19 protein-coding genes are annotated in these 16,843 nt (G+C 69.2%); 10 read left to right on the top strand and 9 right to left on the bottom strand.

Annotation, left to right across the window (positions count from 1 at the left end; genetic code table 11):
- Nucleotide 1: 1 nt before the first annotated feature.
- On the bottom strand, nt 2–391 hold the full coding sequence (locus NQK81_RS39760) for a VOC family protein (RefSeq protein ID WP_257485589.1): 390 nt from the start codon (nt 389–391) through the stop codon (nt 2–4).
- 247 nt (nt 392–638) lie between these two features.
- Here NQK81_RS39760 and NQK81_RS39755 point away from each other — a divergent pair, with 247 nt between their 5' ends.
- From NQK81_RS39755 to NQK81_RS39735, 5 genes are all read left to right on the top strand, one after another.
- A complete protein-coding gene (locus tag NQK81_RS39755) occupies nt 639–1,604 on the top strand; it encodes an anti-sigma factor RsbA family regulatory protein (RefSeq protein ID WP_257485588.1) in 966 nt (321 codons plus the stop codon).
- A 211-nt stretch (nt 1,605–1,815) separates the two neighbouring features.
- Nucleotides 1,816–3,207 (top strand): NAD(P)/FAD-dependent oxidoreductase, encoded by a 1,392-nt coding sequence (locus NQK81_RS39750; protein ID WP_257485587.1) that lies wholly within the window; start codon nt 1,816–1,818, stop codon nt 3,205–3,207.
- A gap of 22 nt (nt 3,208–3,229) precedes the next feature.
- Nucleotides 3,230–4,090: an alpha/beta fold hydrolase gene (locus NQK81_RS39745; RefSeq protein WP_257485586.1), complete on the top strand. Its 861-nt coding sequence runs from the start codon at nt 3,230–3,232 to the stop codon at nt 4,088–4,090.
- 40 nt (nt 4,091–4,130) lie between these two features.
- The gene (locus tag NQK81_RS39740; RefSeq protein WP_257485585.1) at nt 4,131–4,688 is read left to right on the top strand and encodes a PadR family transcriptional regulator; all 558 of its coding nucleotides are present in this window, start codon (nt 4,131–4,133) and stop codon (nt 4,686–4,688) included.
- Nucleotides 4,689–4,834: 146 nt separating this feature from the next.
- On the top strand, nt 4,835–5,008 hold the full coding sequence (locus NQK81_RS39735) for a hypothetical protein (RefSeq protein ID WP_257485584.1): 174 nt from the start codon (nt 4,835–4,837) through the stop codon (nt 5,006–5,008).
- Nucleotides 5,009–5,175: 167 nt separating this feature from the next.
- Here NQK81_RS39735 and NQK81_RS39730 read toward each other — a convergent pair whose 3' ends face one another.
- Both NQK81_RS39730 and NQK81_RS39725 read right to left on the bottom strand, forming a co-directional pair.
- Nucleotides 5,176–6,213: an ion channel gene (locus tag NQK81_RS39730; RefSeq protein WP_257485583.1), complete on the bottom strand. Its 1,038-nt coding sequence runs from the start codon at nt 6,211–6,213 to the stop codon at nt 5,176–5,178.
- Between the two features lie 195 nt (nt 6,214–6,408).
- Nucleotides 6,409–7,266, bottom strand: coding sequence for an SDR family oxidoreductase (locus NQK81_RS39725; RefSeq protein ID WP_257485582.1), 858 nt, complete (start codon nt 7,264–7,266; stop codon nt 6,409–6,411).
- Nucleotides 7,267–7,356: 90 nt separating this feature from the next.
- Here NQK81_RS39725 and NQK81_RS39720 point away from each other — a divergent pair, with 90 nt between their 5' ends.
- Nucleotides 7,357–7,758 carry a winged helix-turn-helix transcriptional regulator gene (locus NQK81_RS39720; protein WP_371878833.1) on the top strand — a complete coding sequence of 134 codons (402 nt, stop codon included), beginning with the start codon at nt 7,357–7,359 and terminating at the stop codon, nt 7,756–7,758.
- 34 nt (nt 7,759–7,792) lie between these two features.
- Nucleotides 7,793–8,200, top strand: a complete 408-nt coding sequence (locus NQK81_RS39715; RefSeq protein ID WP_257485581.1) for a DUF6924 domain-containing protein — start codon at nt 7,793–7,795, stop codon at nt 8,198–8,200.
- Nucleotides 8,201–8,235: 35 nt separating this feature from the next.
- On the opposite strand, the gene NQK81_RS39710 is transcribed toward NQK81_RS39715, so the two are convergent.
- On the bottom strand, nt 8,236–9,123 hold the full coding sequence (locus tag NQK81_RS39710; RefSeq protein ID WP_257485580.1) for a class I SAM-dependent methyltransferase: 888 nt from the start codon (nt 9,121–9,123) through the stop codon (nt 8,236–8,238).
- 221 nt (nt 9,124–9,344) lie between these two features.
- On the opposite strand from NQK81_RS39710, the gene NQK81_RS39705 reads away from it, so the two are divergent.
- On the top strand, nt 9,345–10,811 hold the full coding sequence (locus NQK81_RS39705) for a hypothetical protein (protein WP_257485579.1): 1,467 nt from the start codon (nt 9,345–9,347) through the stop codon (nt 10,809–10,811).
- 54 nt (nt 10,812–10,865) lie between these two features.
- Here the strand turns inward: NQK81_RS39705 and NQK81_RS39700 are convergent, their stop codons facing one another.
- On the bottom strand, nt 10,866–11,678 hold the full coding sequence (locus tag NQK81_RS39700; protein WP_257485578.1) for a class I SAM-dependent methyltransferase: 813 nt from the start codon (nt 11,676–11,678) through the stop codon (nt 10,866–10,868).
- Nucleotides 11,679–11,774: 96 nt separating this feature from the next.
- Nucleotides 11,775–12,347, bottom strand: coding sequence for a helix-turn-helix transcriptional regulator (locus NQK81_RS39695; protein ID WP_257485577.1), 573 nt, complete (start codon nt 12,345–12,347; stop codon nt 11,775–11,777).
- A 76-nt stretch (nt 12,348–12,423) separates the two neighbouring features.
- Here NQK81_RS39695 and NQK81_RS39690 point away from each other — a divergent pair, with 76 nt between their 5' ends.
- Both NQK81_RS39690 and NQK81_RS39685 read left to right on the top strand, forming a co-directional pair.
- Nucleotides 12,424–13,968: a DHA2 family efflux MFS transporter permease subunit gene (locus NQK81_RS39690; protein WP_257485576.1), complete on the top strand. Its 1,545-nt coding sequence runs from the start codon at nt 12,424–12,426 to the stop codon at nt 13,966–13,968.
- A gap of 65 nt (nt 13,969–14,033) precedes the next feature.
- Nucleotides 14,034–14,801 carry an AfsR/SARP family transcriptional regulator gene (locus NQK81_RS39685; protein WP_257485575.1) on the top strand — a complete coding sequence of 256 codons (768 nt, stop codon included), beginning with the start codon at nt 14,034–14,036 and terminating at the stop codon, nt 14,799–14,801.
- 59 nt (nt 14,802–14,860) lie between these two features.
- Here NQK81_RS39685 and NQK81_RS39680 read toward each other — a convergent pair whose 3' ends face one another.
- From NQK81_RS39680 to NQK81_RS39670, 3 genes are read right to left on the bottom strand one after another with little or no spacing between them, the layout of a single operon-like run.
- Nucleotides 14,861–15,610 (bottom strand): hypothetical protein, encoded by a 750-nt coding sequence (locus tag NQK81_RS39680; protein WP_257489995.1) that lies wholly within the window; start codon nt 15,608–15,610, stop codon nt 14,861–14,863.
- A gap of 35 nt (nt 15,611–15,645) precedes the next feature.
- On the bottom strand, nt 15,646–16,038 hold the full coding sequence (locus NQK81_RS39675) for a hypothetical protein (protein WP_257485574.1): 393 nt from the start codon (nt 16,036–16,038) through the stop codon (nt 15,646–15,648).
- Between the two features lie 5 nt (nt 16,039–16,043).
- On the bottom strand, nt 16,044–16,772 hold the full coding sequence (locus NQK81_RS39670; protein ID WP_257485573.1) for a hypothetical protein: 729 nt from the start codon (nt 16,770–16,772) through the stop codon (nt 16,044–16,046).
- Nucleotides 16,773–16,843 lie beyond the last annotated feature (71 nt).

Raw genomic sequence — 16,843 nt, 5'->3', positions numbered from 1 at the left:
GTCAGCCCGGCGAGTTCGTGCTGAGCCACCACAACGTCCCGAACGGATCGACGAAGCCGCCCATCCGGCTGCCGTCGTCCTGCGCGGTGATCCGCATGGCCGGCTTCGCGCCCGCCTCGACCGCCCGCGCGAAGACGTCCTCGGGGTCCGGCACGGTGACCCACAACTGGACGTGCACCGGATCCGACGGCGACCGCAGGCAGCGCATCCCTCCGGCCCCGGAGTCGGCGAAGAACACCACACCGGTCCCTATCCGCGCTTCCGCGTGCACCATCCGCTCCGGATCCTCCGGTAGCGGAATCACGTTCGACACCTCGGCGGCGAACGCGTCTTCCAGAAACCGTCTGTAAGCCTTCGCGCTGTCCACCATCACATAGGGCGTAACCGACATCAGCCTCTCCCTACTAGCCAAATTTAGCTACTCGGACTCTACCCGCCGGCCGCCCATGGGTGAACCACCGGATTCGGGCCACTAAGCTGTCGGGAGGAGTACTTATCGGTCGGCGGTCTCGACCCGCCGACCTGGGAACGGAGCTCGGAGATGCTGGTGACCGCCGGTGGCGGGACGAACGCCCCGTCCCGGGCATCGAGGAAGATTTCCGGCACATGAATCCGCCGAACCAGGGCATCCGGTCACCGTGAATCCGAGCACGACGGCCGCGGATACCGACCCCTTCGTCCACCCGGCGCTGTTCTACCGCGGGCAGGACGACTACTTGACGGGCACTGTCCCCTTCATCCGGCAGGGCCTGGACAACGGTGAACCGGTCGCGGTCTCGGTGCCGGGTCCCAACCTGGAACTGCTGCGCACCGCGCTGGGCGAGGACGCCGAGCGGGTACGGCTGCTGGACATGACCGAAGAAGGCCGCAACCCCGGCCGGATCATCCCCGGTGTCCTCCGCGCGTTCGCCGACAGCCATCCCGGACAGCGCGTCCGCATCATCGGCGAGCCCATCTGGGCCGAGCGGTCGGAGCTGGAATATCCGGCGTGCGCCCAGCACGAGGCCTTGATCAACCTGGCGTTCACCGGCCGCGAAGTCACCATCCTGTGCCCCTACGACGTCACCCGCCTCGACGCCCGCGCCCTGACCGACGCCGAAGCAACCCACCCGCTCCTGATCGACTCCGCCGGTGAGCGCGCCAGCGACGGCTACGACCCCGGCCGCATCATCACCGGCTACAACACCCCACTGCCCGCGCCGTCCCCGACCGAACCCGCCGCGCACACCACCCTCGACGCCGTCACCGGCGACGCGGCCTCCCTGGCGCGAGCCCGTGCGATGGCCCGCGGTCAGGCGCGGCGGGCGGGCCTCACCGGCGATCGAGTGGACGACGTCGAACTCGTGGTCGCCGAACTCGTCGCCAACAGCGTGGACCACGGCGGCGGGCAAGGACGGCTCAGCATCTGGCCGGAGGGCGGCCTGCTGGTCTGCGAAGTCCGCGACACCGGCCACCTGACCGATCCGCTCGCCGGACGGCGGCCCGCCTCCCCCGGGCAGCTGCGCGGCCGCGGGCTCCTGCTGATCAACCACCTGGCCGATCTCGTACGGCTTCACACCGGGCCGCAGGGCACCACCGTCCGCGCCTGCTTCGCCACCGCTTAGCGCTCCCACCCTGGCGGATAGATCGATTCGTGGCCCTGAGCTTTCGCTGCTCAGGGGTGGCGTGTTGCGAAAGCCACTTTCGCAACCTCCAACGTTGGCAAAGTGGCTTTCGCAACCCCAGCCGGGCAGGTTGCGACACGCGCCCGCCAGTCCCGCGGGATCACCGACATCGACGATTGACGTCCAATACTCAACAAGTTATATATGAACAATGTCATATCGACACACCGGCCGCGCAGCGGTGCTCGGCGCGGGGATCGCCGGTCTCGTGACCGCACGGGTCCTGTCCGAGCACTACGACGAGGTGCTCCTGGTCGAGCGGGACGAGCTCCCGGACCTGCCGGGGCATCGGCGCTTCGTCCCGCAGTCGCATCACGCGCACGGTCTGCTGGGGTCCGGCCGCCGGGTGCTGGTCGGGCTGTTCCCCGGCCTGTCCGCGGAACTGGCCGCCGGCGGCGCGCTCACCCCGGGTTCCGCCGATCCCGCGCTGGGAGATCGTTCGCTCTTCCTGGTCCGCGGCGCGACGACCATCCGGATCCCGGCCTGGTGGAGCGGGGGTTTCGGGGCGAGCCGGATCCTGCTCGAGCACGCGATCCGCGCCCGCGTACGGGCGCTGCCGAACGTCACGGTCCTGGACCGGACACCCGCGACCGGCCTGCTGACCGATCGGTCCCGCCGCCGGGTCACCGGGGTCCGAACACCGAACAGGAACCTGGACGCCGATCTGGTCGTCGACGCCTCCGGCCGGAACTCGCCGCTGCCGGAGTGGCTCGAGCGGATCGGGTACCGGCCGCCGCCACAGTCGGTCGTCCACTCCGATGTCCGCTACATCAGCGTGGTCACCGAACCCGATCCGTCCTTCGACCCCGATTGGATGGCCATCCTCGGCGGCCAGGCCACATCCGGCTCCTCCGTCGGCGGCGTCGTGCTTCGCGTCGAGCACGGCCTGCTGCACATCTCGTTCGGCTCGATCGCCCGGCGCGGGCCGGTTCCGGCGGACCTGGCCGAGTTGCGCGATTTCGCCGATCGGCTGACGGCACCGGTGGTGGCCGAGGCACTTCGCCATTCGACCCCGGTCGGCCCGATCCGCACCTTCCGCGTCCGCAGCAACACCCGGCGGCACTACGACCGCGTTCGCGAAATGCCCGACGGTGTCCTCGCGCTCGGCGACGCCGCCAGCGCGGCGAATCCCATATACGGCCAGGGAATGAGCGTGGCCGCCCTCTCCGCGGCCGCGCTCGGCCGGGTACTCGCCGCCGACGACGGCGAGCGATTCGGACGCCGGGCGGCGCGCGCCATCGCCGCCACGTCCTCCGAGGCGTGGCGGCTCGCGGTCGGCGAGGATCTCCGTTACGGCTGCCGCACCGAAGGGATCCGCTCACCTTGGGCCGCCCGGTTCGGTGAGGGCTACCGCAACCGGCTGGAACGAGCGGCGGCACTGGATCCCGAGGTGGCGGCGGCCTTCAACGACGTCCTCAATCTCCACCGGCCGCTGTCGTCGCTCGGTTCTCCGCGGATCGCGCGCCGGGTGCTGCGGCCGTTGCGTGACCGCGATCCCGGTCCCCTGTCCGCGACGGTCGCCGCCGTACTCGGCGCCGCCTGAACCCGCCCGAACGAGGAGGCCCATGTTCCGGCCACAGTTCGTCGACGTCAATGACGTCCTGCTGCACGTCGAGACCGACGGCCCCGACGACGGTCCGGCCGCCCTGTTCCTCCACGGCTGGCCCGATCTCTGGTTCACCTTCGAGCCGCAGATGGCCGCCCTCGCCGTACAGGGGTACCGGACGCTGGCGCCGGATCAGCGCGGCTACGGCCTTTCCTCCAAACCCGCCACCGTCGCCGACTACGAGATGCCCCGCCTGGTCGACGACATCGTGCTCCTCATCGAGCGGCAGGACGCGGCGCCGGTCCATCTGGTCGGGCACGACTGGGGCGGGGCGGTAGCCTGGGCGGTGGCGACCGAACGGCCCGATCTGGTCCGCTCGCTGACCATCGTCAACTGCCCGCATCCACAGGTGTTCGCGGACTCGTTGCGACGCAAGCCTTTCCAGCTGCTGCGGAGCTGGTACATGCTGGCGTTCCAGATCCCCGGTCTCGCCGAGGCCGTCCTCGGCGCGCGCGGCGGCGCGGTCCTCGCGGCGATGCTCGAACACGGCGCCCGGCTGAGCGAGGCCGACCTCGACCGGCATCGAGCGGTCTGGCGCCATCCCGGCACGATCCAGCGGCCGCTTTTCTGGTACCGCGCGATGTTCAGGACGATGCCACGGCGCGCCGCGCCCGCCCGGACGGTCCGCGTGCCGACGCAGATCATCTGGGGACGCCGCGACGGTGCGCTCGGCAGGCATCTCGCCGAACCCAGCGCCGCCCTGTGCGAACGGTCCGAACTGCATTGGCTCGACACGGGACACTGGCCGCACCGCGAACGACCCGGGCAGGTCACCGAACTGCTCGCCGCCTGGTTCGCACGGCACGCGGACCGGAGTTGATCGATTGCTATTCTCCGGGTCTCCCGCCGGAAGGAGCCCGATGCTCAGATTCGCCCTGCTGGGTTTCCTGCTCCGGCAGCCGATGACCGGCTACGACCTGGCCACCGCGATCCGTGCCAGCATCCACTTCGTCTGGCCCGCCCAGCTCAGCCAGATCTACCGGACGTTGAGCCAGCTCGAAGACAGCGGGCTGGTCGTGTCCGAAGTGGAGCCACAGCAGAGCAGGCCGGACCGCCGCGTGTACACGGTCACCGAATCCGGGCGGGCGGCGTTCGATTCCTGGCTGAGCGAACTGGTCACCGAACTCGACCCCGTCCGCGTGCCCTTCATGGTCCGCTTCTTCTTCGCCGGCTCCCGTCCGCTGGAGGACACCGTGACCCAGCTCCGGGTCATGCGCGACCTCCACGTCAAGGATCGCGAGCGGCTCGCCGTCGAACTGCCGGACCAGATCACGGCGGCCGCGGCCCTCACCGGCGGCGGCGAACTCGATCCCCTGGTCTGGGACTCGGTCCGCCGGGCCGGCGAGATGATGGCCCAGACCTGGGTGGAGTGGATCGACGAGACCATCGAACGACTCCAGAACGCCGGCCGTGAATAGTCCGATCCTCGGTCAGTTCACCGTCACGGTCTCGATCACCGGCAGTTCCTGGTCCTTGGGCATGTGGCACCCGTAGTGGATCGGCTGGGGCGAAGTTGCGAAAGCTGAGCGTGACGGTGCCCGGAGTCGTGAAGGTGAACTGTTCGGTGCCCTCGACGGAAGCGATGGCCCGGATCGCTCGTGCCTCCAGTGGGCTCCCCGTCCGGGGCTTGACGTCCTGGATCTTGAGGAAGACGGGCACGGGCACGCCGCGGGTCACGGTGGCAGGCGCGGTGATCGTCACGTTCACCGTTCTGCCGATGTCCGTGCCGTTGACGTAGTAGGTCTGGGTGACCGTGCCTGCCGAGGCGGTACCCGGTGGCCACCGCCATGACGGCGGCCGCGATCTTTCCGACGAGTACGTGTGGACTCACCGTCCCGCATCCGGCCGGAGCCGCAGCGTCTTCCGAAGTGCTATCGGCCCAGGTGTCCCTCGCCGGTCCTGAGGTCAGCGGCCGAGGCCTCGCAGGGCGGTCTCGATCTCCGTGTCGGCGAGGCGCCGGGGGCTGACGTAGTAGAGCACCGAGCCTGCCGGGAGATCGCCGTCCCACGAAGGATTGACCACCAGGTCGTCGCCGGTCCGTGCGGCCAGGACCGTGGCGCCGAAAGCGCGGCCCAGCGCCATCCGGCATTTTTCGGTGCTCAGCCGTCCCAACGACTCGGGCAAGGTCACCGAGTACGTCGCCGCTCCGCCCGCCGTCATCAGCTCGGAGTAGACCTCGGTGATTCCCGGGGAGGTGAGTTCTTCCGTGACCATCCGCGGCGTATGCCACTGCACGCACTTGATCCGCGGATCCACGTAGCGGACCAGCTCGGATTTCTCCATGTCCCGCAACGTCACCACGACATGCGCCGACTGGTTCGCGTGGTCGACGGTCACCGCGACCGCCAAGGCCTCGTTGTCGTCGCGCATGTCGACCAGGATGGTGCCCGCCTTCGCGACGGCGGCCCGGGTGAGCACTTCGGCCGCGGTCGGGTCGCCACGGACGAAGTCCACCGGCTGCGACGGCATGGGGTGCACCTGCACTTCGTCGCTCGCGCAGAGGACGATCCCGGTCACGCCGTCGGCGATGAGCTGGGCGACGATGCGCTCGGTGCGGCCCGGCGTGTAACCGATCAGGAGCGTGTGCCCGCTCGCCCGTACGGCTTCCATCCCCTGCATCCGCCGTCCCTTCGCCTGTTCGAGCCTGGAAGCGAGCTTGGTGAACACCGTGGTGAGCGTCGCGATCCCGCCGATGATGACATAGGCCCCGACGAAATGGCCCGCGGTCGTCTCCGGCGAGAAGTCGCCGTATCCGACCGTCGCGGCCGTGACCACGAAGTACCACCAGTAGTTCCCCGCCTGGACGAGCTCACTGCCCGCGGGCTCGGCCAGCGCCATCAGCGGCCAGCTGGTTGCGAAGACGAAGACGACCACGACGACCGGAAGCATCCAGCCCTGCTGCAACACCCAGCGGGTCAGCAGCCGCGCCAAGACGAACGACACCCCGCCTCCTCACCGACCGCGACCGTGAACTCACTCGAACCCCGCTCCACCTGGCCGCGGGTTCCGATACCAGACCACACCGTTCCCACCGGCGCAACGGACGTTACCCGACCGCTATGGCGGATATCGTCGAATGGGAAAAGGTGTCTGAAAAGGACTGTCCACTGGCGACGCTTCGCGGCGTCGCGGGCCGTGTCAGTCCTTGAGCGCGAGGGCGATCGAGTCGGCGATCGGCGTGGTGGGCCTGCCGATCAGGCGGCCGAGATCACCGCCGGTGCCCGCCAGTTCGCCTTTTTCGATGGCCAGCTCCACCCCGGTCAAGGTCGCGGCGAGCGGCGCGGGGAGCCCGGCGTGGCCGGTCAGGATCTCGGAGAAAGCCTCGGCCGAGACGGACTTGTAGGCGATTTCGCGGCCGGTCTGCTTGCCGAGTTCGGCCGCGAACTCGGCGAAGCCCCATGCGGTGTCGCCACTGAGCTCGTAGGTCTTGTTCTCGTGGCCTTCACCGGTGAGCACGGCGACCGCGGCGGCCGCGTAGTCGGCCCGGGCAGCGGAGGCGATGCGCCCGCCGCCGGCAGCCTGGGTGACGGTGGAGGACTGGAGTACCGGGGCGAGCCGCTCGGTGTAGTTCTCGTTGTACCAGCCATTACGCAGGAACACGTACGGCAGACCGGATTCGAGGATCGCGGCCTCGGTGCCCCGGTGGTCGTCCGCGAGCGCGGCGGTCAGAGCGCCGGGCGCGCTGGTGTACGCGAACAGGGCGACTCCGGCCGCATTCGCCGCGTCGAGGACGATCTTGTGCTGCTGGACGCGCCCCTTGTCGAACTCGTTGCCGGAAATGAGGAGCACCTTGTCGCCCGCCGCGAACAGGCCGCCGAAGGTCTCCGGGTCGTTGTAGTCGGCGATGGCGACCCGGACGCCCCGGGCCGCGAAACCGGCGGCCTTCTCCCGGCTGCGGGCGACGGCGGTGATCTGCTCGGCCGGAACCTTCTCCAGCAAGCCCTCGATGACGAAACGGCCAAGGCTTCCGGTGGCGCCGGTGACGACGATGCTCATGCTCGTACTTCTCCTTCTGGATCGCTTCGGCCTAACCTTGAGGCCCCGCTCACCGATTGGGAAGTACCCACCTTGAAGTAAGGTACTGTTATGGACGTAAGTGGAATGACGCTGGTGGACCGCGTCCGGCTCGCCGGCGGCGACACGATGTGCCCGCAACGCCTGGTCCTCGAACACGTCACGAGCCGTTGGGGAACGCTCGTCCTGATAGCCCTGCTGGACCGTCCGTACCGCTTCAACGAGCTGCGACGGCAGATCGGCAAGGTCAGCGAGAAGATGCTCGCCCAGACACTCCAGACCCTGGAACGCGACGGCCTGGTCCACCGCGACGCCAAACCGGTGATCCCGCCCCGGGTGGACTACTCCCTCACCGAACTCGGCAAGGAGGCCGCCGACCAGGTGAACGGCCTCGCTCGCTGGACGGAGCAGCGGATGACCGCCGTCGAGAAGGCACGAGAGGACTACGACGCCACGAAGGCGGAACTCGGCTGACCGCATCCGGGCCTTCCGCGGCTATGGTGCGCGCATGGCAGAGTTACCGGTCGCCTCGGTCCTCGTCCGCACTTGGTTCGGTGACGACAGTGCGTGGGAGTCTCTGGTCCACGAGGTGGAGACGCCGAGCGATGAGGGGTTCCAGGCGAGTGTCGCCGTGGTGAACAACCCGGCTTTCGCCGGCTTGAGTGCGGAAGCGTTGACGGCAAAGCAAACCACTGGAGCGATCGTCTCCTTCCTCGCGGACGAGACGACCCTCACGAACGCCGGACATCCCATCCTCGCCGTCTGGGTTCTCCCGCGTCGGGGTGATGACCACCAGCCGTTCCGGGTGGTGTCCGCCGAGCTGTGGAGTGTGGAGAACAACATCAACCTCGGGAACATGGACTGGGAAGACTTCACGAGGTCGTTGAGCGGCGACGGCGTGTTCCGCGGGTTCTGACGCGGGTCGAACGGTTCGTCGACGACGAGGGTGGATCAGACCGGCGTCCGGCCGACCGCGATCAAATGGCTGCTCAGACCGAGCAGGGACGGTTCGCTTTCGACAGCGCGGACCGCCTGGAGAATGACTTCCCGGTTCACGGGGTCGTCCCACTGCTCCGCGAGCTCCGGCAGCCAGCCCGCGAGCCCCTCGATTCCCAGCACGTCGAGGACGTTCAGACCCGCGTCGAGGCATTCTTGACGTAGTTCGCCGGGATGGTGGAAGTAGCTGGTGGTGAACCAGTGGGGCCGGTCGTCTTCATTGCGATGCTGCCCGGAGGCCAAGTCGGTGTCCACCATCCGCCGGAACTCCGGGTCGAAGAGGAAACCGCGGGACAGGCCATCGAACAGCGAGGCGAAGCGGGAGATCGCCGCGACGAATATCCAGCCACCGGCGCGAACCGCACGGCGGGCTTCGCGCAAAGCCGTCAGCCGGTCGTCTCGGTCGGTGAGGTGATAGAGGGGGCCAAGCAGGAGCGCGGCGTCGAAGCTTCCGTCCGGCACCGGCAATTCGCGGGCGTCGCCCAGGGAAGCGGTCATCCCCGGTGTCCCGTCCGCCAGTTGCCGGGCAGCGGCGACGTGTTCCGGGACGATGTCGAACAACGCGACCTGATGGCCGTCCGCGGCGAGCCAGGCGGCGTGCACTCCGGTGGCACCGCCGATATCGAGCACACGCTGGGGGCCGGTGGGCAGGTAGCGACGTATGATCTCTTGAGTCCGTATGAACTCCAGGCGGCCGGAGGCCCCGGTGAGTCGCGCTCCCTCGTCGGCCGCCCGATAGTGCTCGACGATCTCGTGCCGTGGCTCCATCACCTCACGAACAGTACGGTCGAGCGCCGGTCGGCGCACCGCGATTTCAGACCGGCTATGGAGTTCCGCGCGCATGGAGCCGGGAGAGCGGCCCGGTCGGCGATTCCGTTGGCCGATGCGCTGGGCGCCATGCCTTACCGGGATCGACTCGATGTACCGAGAATGTATGTCCGCTGAACCGGCCGGCTTCAGAGTTGCCCTGTCACGGGCCGATCGAGAGGCGGGACCGAGGAACGCCGGGCAGGTCGCTTTCGCCTTCCACTCGCCGTTCGTGCACTCGAGAGGAGAGGAGCATCGTGAAAACCACGGGAAGTTCCGCCGGCAGGACAGCGCTCTACGCCGTGTCGGGTGGCGCGCTGTCAGCCTTTTTCACCCTCGCCGGCGCCCAGCAGGCGGAAGCCGCCCCACAGCCGCCACCCCCGCCCGCGAAGAAGGCGGAGGCGGACAAGCAAGTCGCGAACCGGAAGGCCGTGGATGCCGGGCCGTCGGGGCGGAACGAGCAGACCGGCAAACGCGAACGCCAGACGCGGGCGGCGAAAAAGGCGGAGAGCGACAAGAAGGTCGCGGAGCGCAAGGCCGTAGACGCCGGGCCATCGGGGCGCAACGAACAGACCGGCAAACGCGAACGCCAAACCCGAGCCGACAAAAAGAAAACCGAAGACGACAAAAAAGCCGCCGAACGCAAAGCCATAGACGCCGGGCCATCAGGCCGCAACGAACAGACCGGCAAACGCGAACGCCAAACCCGAGCCGACAAAAAGAAAACCGAAGACGACAAAAAAGCCGCCGAACGCAAAGCCATAGACGCCGGGCCATCAGGCCGCAACGAACAGACCGGCAAACGCGAACGCCAAACCCGAGCCGACAAAAAGAAAACCGAAGACGACAAAAAAGCCGCCGAACGCAAAGCCATAGACGCCGGGCCATCAGGCCGCAACGAACAAACCGGCAAACGCGAACGCCAAACCCGAGCCGACAAAATCCGCAAGGCGGGCGACCAGGCACGCCGGGACGAAGCTATGCGTGATCTGCAGCGGACAGCGCCCGGGCGGGCCGATTACGCGGCCTCGCAACGGGGTGGCGCACCGGGGACAGGACAGGCCCGCCAGCTGAGGGACGCGCGTGAGCGTGCGGAGGAGGCTCGCGCCGCCGCGGCGCGACCCGCTGGATCGACTCGCGCGTGGGAGATCAGGCAGCAGCAGGCCCGCGCCGCCGACGCCGAGGTCCAGCGGCTCGAACGCCGGAAGCCGGCCGGCGGTGCCGGCCCGCAGGGCGTCCCGAACGGATGGCAGCGAGCGGCCGAGGACACCGGACGGGTGGCCAATGATGCCCTGCGGAAAATGCGGGAAGACTATTCTCACGAGGTGAAGGGCTTGCTTTCCGCGGCCGCCACCGCAGGCGAGGCACCCGGCGCCATCAAGGAGCGCGAGGCGAAGACCCAGCGGAAACTCCAAGGCCGGGTCGATCCGGACCTGAGCAAGAAGGTCGGCTTCCTCCGGAACATGGGCAAGGCCGGCGGCATCGTCGGGGGCACGCTGGGTGCGATCTACGACATTCGCGAGGGGAAGGATCCGGCGCAGGCAACGGTTTCCTCGGTTCTCGGCACCGTCGCCGGCGGCGCCTTCGGGGGCATGGTGGCCGGGGCCGTCGGCGGACCGCCCGGCATCGTCGCGGGCTTGGTCGGCGGCGCGGCCGCCGGCCTGGTGACCAGCGGCGCGGTCGACGCGACGTGGGAATACTTCGCCGGCAAGGAAGAAAAGTAGCGCCTCCGGCCCGGATCGGTCCGTCATCGGCGAGAAGTGCCGGTGACGGACCGATCATCGGCGTGCGGCCCAGACGGCGCGTTCGGTTCGCACCATCAAATCGTCGCGCCGCATGATGCCGTCGGAGTCGAGTAGCCGGTCGAGCGCCGCGAGATCCTCCGGGGAAAGCGTTTCGGCGGCGGCACCGCGGACGCGCCGCAGGATTCCGAGCGCGTAGCGGCCGATCGCGTCGCTAGTGGCGCCTTGGATGTTCACCGTGACGGTGCGCTCGCCCTCGACCGTGAATCCGGCCGCGGTCAGCATCGGGCCCCAGTCGGCGCCGCGATGGGTCGGGTGCCCGGCGTGGCGGCGATCGGCCGCGGCGTGCACGCGTTCCTCCAGGCCTGGCGCGTCCTCGGGAGCGTTTTCGGGCAGGAACCGGGGCTGCCCGGCCAGCTCGACGACGGCGAACAGGCCGTCGGGAGCGAGCGCGTCGTGGACGGCTCGCAGGGCTCGGCCGGGGTGGGCCATGTGGTGCATGGAGGCCGAAGCCCACACCAGATCCGGTGAGCCGAGTTCGGGCCACGCGGTGTCGTCGAGGTCTGCGTGCACGGTGTGCACGCGCTCTTCGACGCCTCGTGCGCACGCCTTCTCGCGGACGCGCTGAAGGTACGCGACGGAGGCGTCGACGGCAGTGACGTGCGCGTCGGGGAAGCGGTCGATGAGCGCGAAGGTGCCAGCGCCCGTGCCGCAGCCCAGATCCACGATCCGGCGTGGAGGCGTCTTCAGCGGCAGCCACGCGGTGATGGCGGCCGTGTGCTCGGCGAGAATCTCGGCATCCAGATCGAGGATCTCCGTCAGGTCTGCGTGGTGGTGGGCGTGGTTCATGACTTCACCGTAGAGCGAGTATGCGCCTAAGGCACATCCTATCCCGGTTTACGCAAGACGAAGGCGTCTGCCGCTGCCCGAGGCGCAAGAGGCGGCTCATTCGAGGTCGTTCTCCTGCTGGTGGCCGCGACGCGCGTCTCGGTCGTAGATGCCGAGGATGTCGCACGGCCCACCCTCGGCGCCGATCGCGTGCGGCATCATCGTGGGGAACTCGGCGGCCTGGTTGGTCTCGACGCGGATGCGGCGGTGGCCGAGCATGAGCACCGCGGTACCGGACAGGACGACGAGCCATTCGCGTCCCGGATGCGCGCGCATCCGCGCCGGGTTCTCGGGCGGCGGCTCGGTCATGCGGTGCCGCACCACGGTCATGTCGGGGTCACCCTTGATGGTCCACCGCATCCGGCCGTGCGGGCCGTCGATCGATGGGCTGGTGACCACGTCGTCGGTCGCGGTCTCCACGAGCTGGTCCAGCGTGGTATCCAGCGCGCGGGCGAGCGTCACCAGCTGGTCCAGCGCGAGCCGGCGCTGCCCGTTCTCGATCCGGCTCAGTGACGACTGACTGAGGTGCGCGCGGGCGGCCAATTCCTCCAGTGACCAGCCCTGCGCCACCCGCAGAGCCCGGATGCGCTTGCGTACGAGGCTGTCCAGATCGTCATCTTCTTGCGTCATGAGCAAGATTGTATGCCTTGCCCGCAAGAGGCGGTTAGCTTCGGCTTCGACTCGACCTGCCGTCCGAAGGGAATCCATGAGTACGAACCAGCTCGCCCCCGCCGCGGAAGCCGATGGAGGGGCGACACCGGACGCGCGCCGGCTGCGCGCGATCCTGATCTCCGTCTCGATCGCGCTGATGGCGGTCATCGCCTCGGTGTCCGGACTGAACGTCGCGCAAACCCAGCTGGCCGTGGAGTTCGGCGCCTCGCAGACCACGATCCTCTGGATCATCAACATCTACACGCTCGCGCTCGCCGCGCTGCTGCTGCCGCTCGGCGCCGTCAGCGACCGGCTCGGCCGCAAACCCATGCTGATCACCGGACTCGTCGTCTTCGGCGTGGCCACCGTGGCCGCGGGTCTGGCTCCGTCGGCGGGGGTCATGCTCGCCGCGCGGGTGACCAGCGGCGTCGGCGCCGCGATGATCATGCCCATCACGCTGGCCGTCATCACCTCCACCTTCCCCGAAGACCGCCGGGGCAAGGCGATCGGTGTCTGGACCGGCGTCGCCGGAGGTGGCGGGATCCTGGGCATGTTCCTCTCCGCGCTCCTGGTCGACGTCGCCGACTGGCGCTGGCTGTTCGTCCTGCCCGCCCTCCTGACGGTCGCGGCACTGGTCACGACGCTGACCTCGGTGCCCAACTCGCGCGAAACCTCGGCTCATCGCTTCGACACCGTCGGCGCGCTGGTCTCCGTCATAACCGTGGCCGCTCTCATCTTCGTGCTGCAGGAGGGTCCCGAACGCGGATGGGCCTCCCCCGCGACGCTGATCAGCCTCGCCGTCGGGGTCGTCGCCGCGATCTGCTTCGTGGTCTGGGAACTGCGCCGCCGCGATGCCTCGCTCCTGGACGTGCGCCTGTTCCGGGAGCGCGGCCTGGCAGGGGGCTCGATCACGCTCCTGGTGGTGTTCGGCGTCCAAGCGGGTATCGCCGTGGTGCTGTTCCCGTTCTTCCAGGCGGTGCTCGGCTGGTCGGGCCTGCTGTCCACGGCGGCCCTGATGCCGATGGCCGTCGCCATGATGCTGACCTCCGGGCTGGCTCCCAGGCTCGCCGCGCGGGTGGGCAGCAGTTCGACCATGGCCACGGGGATCGCGCTGGCCGCCGCCGGACTGGTGTCGATGGCCGTACTCGTCTCCGTCGACGGCGGCTACCCGACGATCCTGCCCGGCATGATCGCCATGGGTGTCGGCATGGGCCTGTCGATGGCGCCGTCCACCGAGGCCATCACCGCTTCCCTGCCACGGGCGAAGCAGGGCGTCGCCTCGGCCCTGAACGACGTCACCCGGGAGTTCGGTACCGCGCTCGGCGTCGCCCTGCTCGGAGGGCTCGTGGCCACCGGCTACCGCGGCGCGATCGACGGCCGGTTGACCGGCATCCCCCAGGGAGCCGCGGACGACGCCCGCGAGGGGGTCGCCAACGCCGTCGCGGCGGCGGAGCACGCCGGCCCGCGCGCGCAGGAGCTGATCCACGCCGCCCAACAGTCCTTTGTGGACGGCTGGCAGCAGGCCATGTGGGTGGGCGCCGCCATGCTGGGCGTCCTGTTCGCCTACATCGCCGCCCGTGGTCCGCGGAGACTGTCATGAAATCCTAATACCGTGTCGGGCACGCTGTCCGCTGACAGCACAAGCACGCCACGGGGGGACATCCGATGCTCTTCCAGCTCCTCGGACCGATCGAGGTCGCCGTACCCGGCAGGCCGCCGCTCGCGATCAAACCGGGCAAGCCGACCACTGTGCTGACCGCGCTGCTGCTCGACCGCGGCAAGTGGGTCGGCGTCGACCGGCTGATCGACGCGGCCTGGTATGGCCGGGCCGCGCCGGCGTCGGCCGGGGGCAACCTGAAGTCCTACATCTGCGGGCTGCGCCGCGCACTGGCACCCGCGGCGGACAGGACACGCATCGAGAGCAGGCCCGGCGCGTACCGGATCGTCGTCGACCGCGAGGACACCGACGTCGACCACATCGGCCGCGACTTCGCCGAAGGCCGCGAGGCGCTCCGCGAAGGCGATCACGAGCGGGCGGCCAAGCTGCTCACCGGCGCGCTGGACCTGTGGCGCGGCTCGCCGTTCGAGGGCCTGCGGACCCCGGACGCCCTCGCCGAAATCGCCAGGCTGGAACGTCTGCACACGCAGATCCGCGAAGATCTCGCCGAAGCCGACCACGCGCTCGGCAGGCACCTCGACGCGGTCTCGCTCCTGCACGGCCTGATCGACGAGGACCCGCTGCGCGAGCACGCGTGGGCGAAGCTGGTGACGGTGCTCAACGAAACCGGTCAGCGCAGCGAAGCACTCGCCGCCTTCCGCCGTGCCCGCGCGATCATCGTGCGGGAGCTCGGGGTCGAACCGGGAGCCGCCCTCACCGACGCTCACCAGGCCGCGTTGCTCGGCCACGCCACCGGATACCGTCAGGCCGCCTGATCCCCACCTCGTGAGCGGCGATTCGGGACCGATCCCGAATCGCCGCTCACTCGTTCGTGCTATTTGACCGTGACCGTGGCGCTGGACCAGGACGAGCCGTCCGGGCTGGACGTCGTGACCGTCCGGGTCTGGCCCGGCTTCAGGCCCTTGCTGTCCACCGACACGTGCCCGGTGCCCGTCCGCTTTTCGGTCCGCTTCCGGCTCTCGCTGTTCTTCCCCTTGTCCTTGCTGTGCTTGTGCTTTTCGGCCTTGAGCTTCTTCAGCTCGCTCTTCGCCTTGTCCAGCTCGCTCTTGGCCTTCTTGACCTCGTCGCCTGCCTTGTCGACGAGCTTCTTGGCCGTGTCCAGCGAGCCGTTGGCCTTGGCGACCGACTCGATGATCTTCTTCGCGCTTTCCCGCACGACGGGAGCGGGCTTCTCGACCACGATCACCCGGGGCCGGAGCTCGGCGCGGCTGTCCTTGGTGACGGCCGCCTTGACCACCGGGAGCCGCGTCTTCTGGCGTTCCACCTTCTTCACCGTCACCGCGGCGGGCTTGATCTTGGCCACCTGCTTGACCGGAACCGGTTTCGCGGCCGGAGCCGCGGGGATCGCGGCGGGCGGCGCGACCTGCTGGACGAGCGGGTTGACGGGGGCGGCCGGCTGCTGCTGCGGGGCGGCGACCGGTTTCGGCGCGGTGGCCGCGGCCGGGGCGGGAGTGGCGGACGCGGTCGCTTCGTCGGCCCCGTCGAAGGCGCCGAAGGTCCACGCTCCGACGGCGGCGGTCGTCAGGCCCGCGACGCCGAGCACGCCTGCACGCTTGATGTTCATGGGATACCTCGATTTCCTGTTGCCCGCCGTGACGTTCACAGCTGGGGTTCGTCTTCGTGACGGCGTTCGTAGAACTCTTCGGCCAGGGAGCGGCCCATCAGGCCGCCGAAGATCCCGGCGGCCACGCCGACGGCGATGCCGACGGGCGTGGCGATGACCAGTCCGGTGGTCACCCCGAAGACCAGTGACGCGGTCCCACCGCCGAAGCCGGTGACCGCGCTCTTGCTGAGCGGCTTGTCCTCGTGTTCCAGGTAGTAGTCGTACTCGACTCGTTCGTCGTCCTCGGTGTCCGGAGTGGACGGTCGCTGGTTCAGCCACGCCTCCTCCGGGATCACCAGATACCGGGGCTGCGGGGCGCGCGGGACGGAGAACTTCCGGAAGGCCGCCCACAGCGACAGCGCCGGTCGTTCGGCGAGGTTCGTGGCCATGGCGCTCAGTCCCGGTCGCCGGTCATGATCTTGACCGGCTTGTCGTGATCCTTCATCTTCTTGGCGCTCTCCCGGAGCTTCTTCAGCTCGCCTTTGGCCTTCTTCAGGTCGTCCTTGGCCTTGTCCAGCACCTTGCCCGCCCGTTCCACCGCTTCGTTCGCGGTGTCGACGGCCTTGGCCTTGTCCCGCAGCTGCTCGCGGATCGTGCGCGGAGCCGTCTCGGCGACCGCTGCGCGGACGACGAACTTCTTCTCCGGGAGGACGTTCGCCAGTTTCGGCACGGCCGTCTTCACCACGCGGGGTTTGACGACCGCCGCCTTCTTCACCACCGGCACCGGCTGGGCCACCTTCTTGACCGGCTGCGCGGCCTTCACCGCGCGCTGCACCGGAACGGCCTGTTTGACGACCGGGGCCACGGACACCTTGGCAGGCACGGCTGGGGCCACGGGCACCTTGGCCGGTACGACGGGGGCCATCACCGCCGGCGGCGGGGTCGCCTTGCGAGGCGCGGCCGGTTCGGTCCGCGGCTCGACCTTGGGCTGGGGTGCCGTCTGCTTCGGCGGGGCCGGCGCCTGGACCTCCTGCGGTTGGGCCGCCTGCGCGGTGTCCTGTACCGGTTTCTCGTCGGGCCGGTCGTCCACCATCGCGTTCGCGGTGGTAGCGCCGATGGCCGCGGTGGCGAGACCGGCGACGCCGTAGACGGCCGCCCGCCGGAGATTGTTCTTCTGCTTCATCCGTCCCACCTCGCTTGTTCCGTGGCGTCGCTGCTGAGAAGCAGCGTGGCGCGGCACGGTTCAGCGCCGGT

It is taken from the genome of Amycolatopsis roodepoortensis, assembly GCF_024628825.1.
Taxonomy (GTDB): domain Bacteria; phylum Actinomycetota; class Actinomycetes; order Mycobacteriales; family Pseudonocardiaceae; genus Amycolatopsis; species Amycolatopsis roodepoortensis.
The sequence above is the reverse complement of the archived record's forward strand: the minus strand, read 5'-3'. Positions and strand labels throughout refer to the sequence as shown.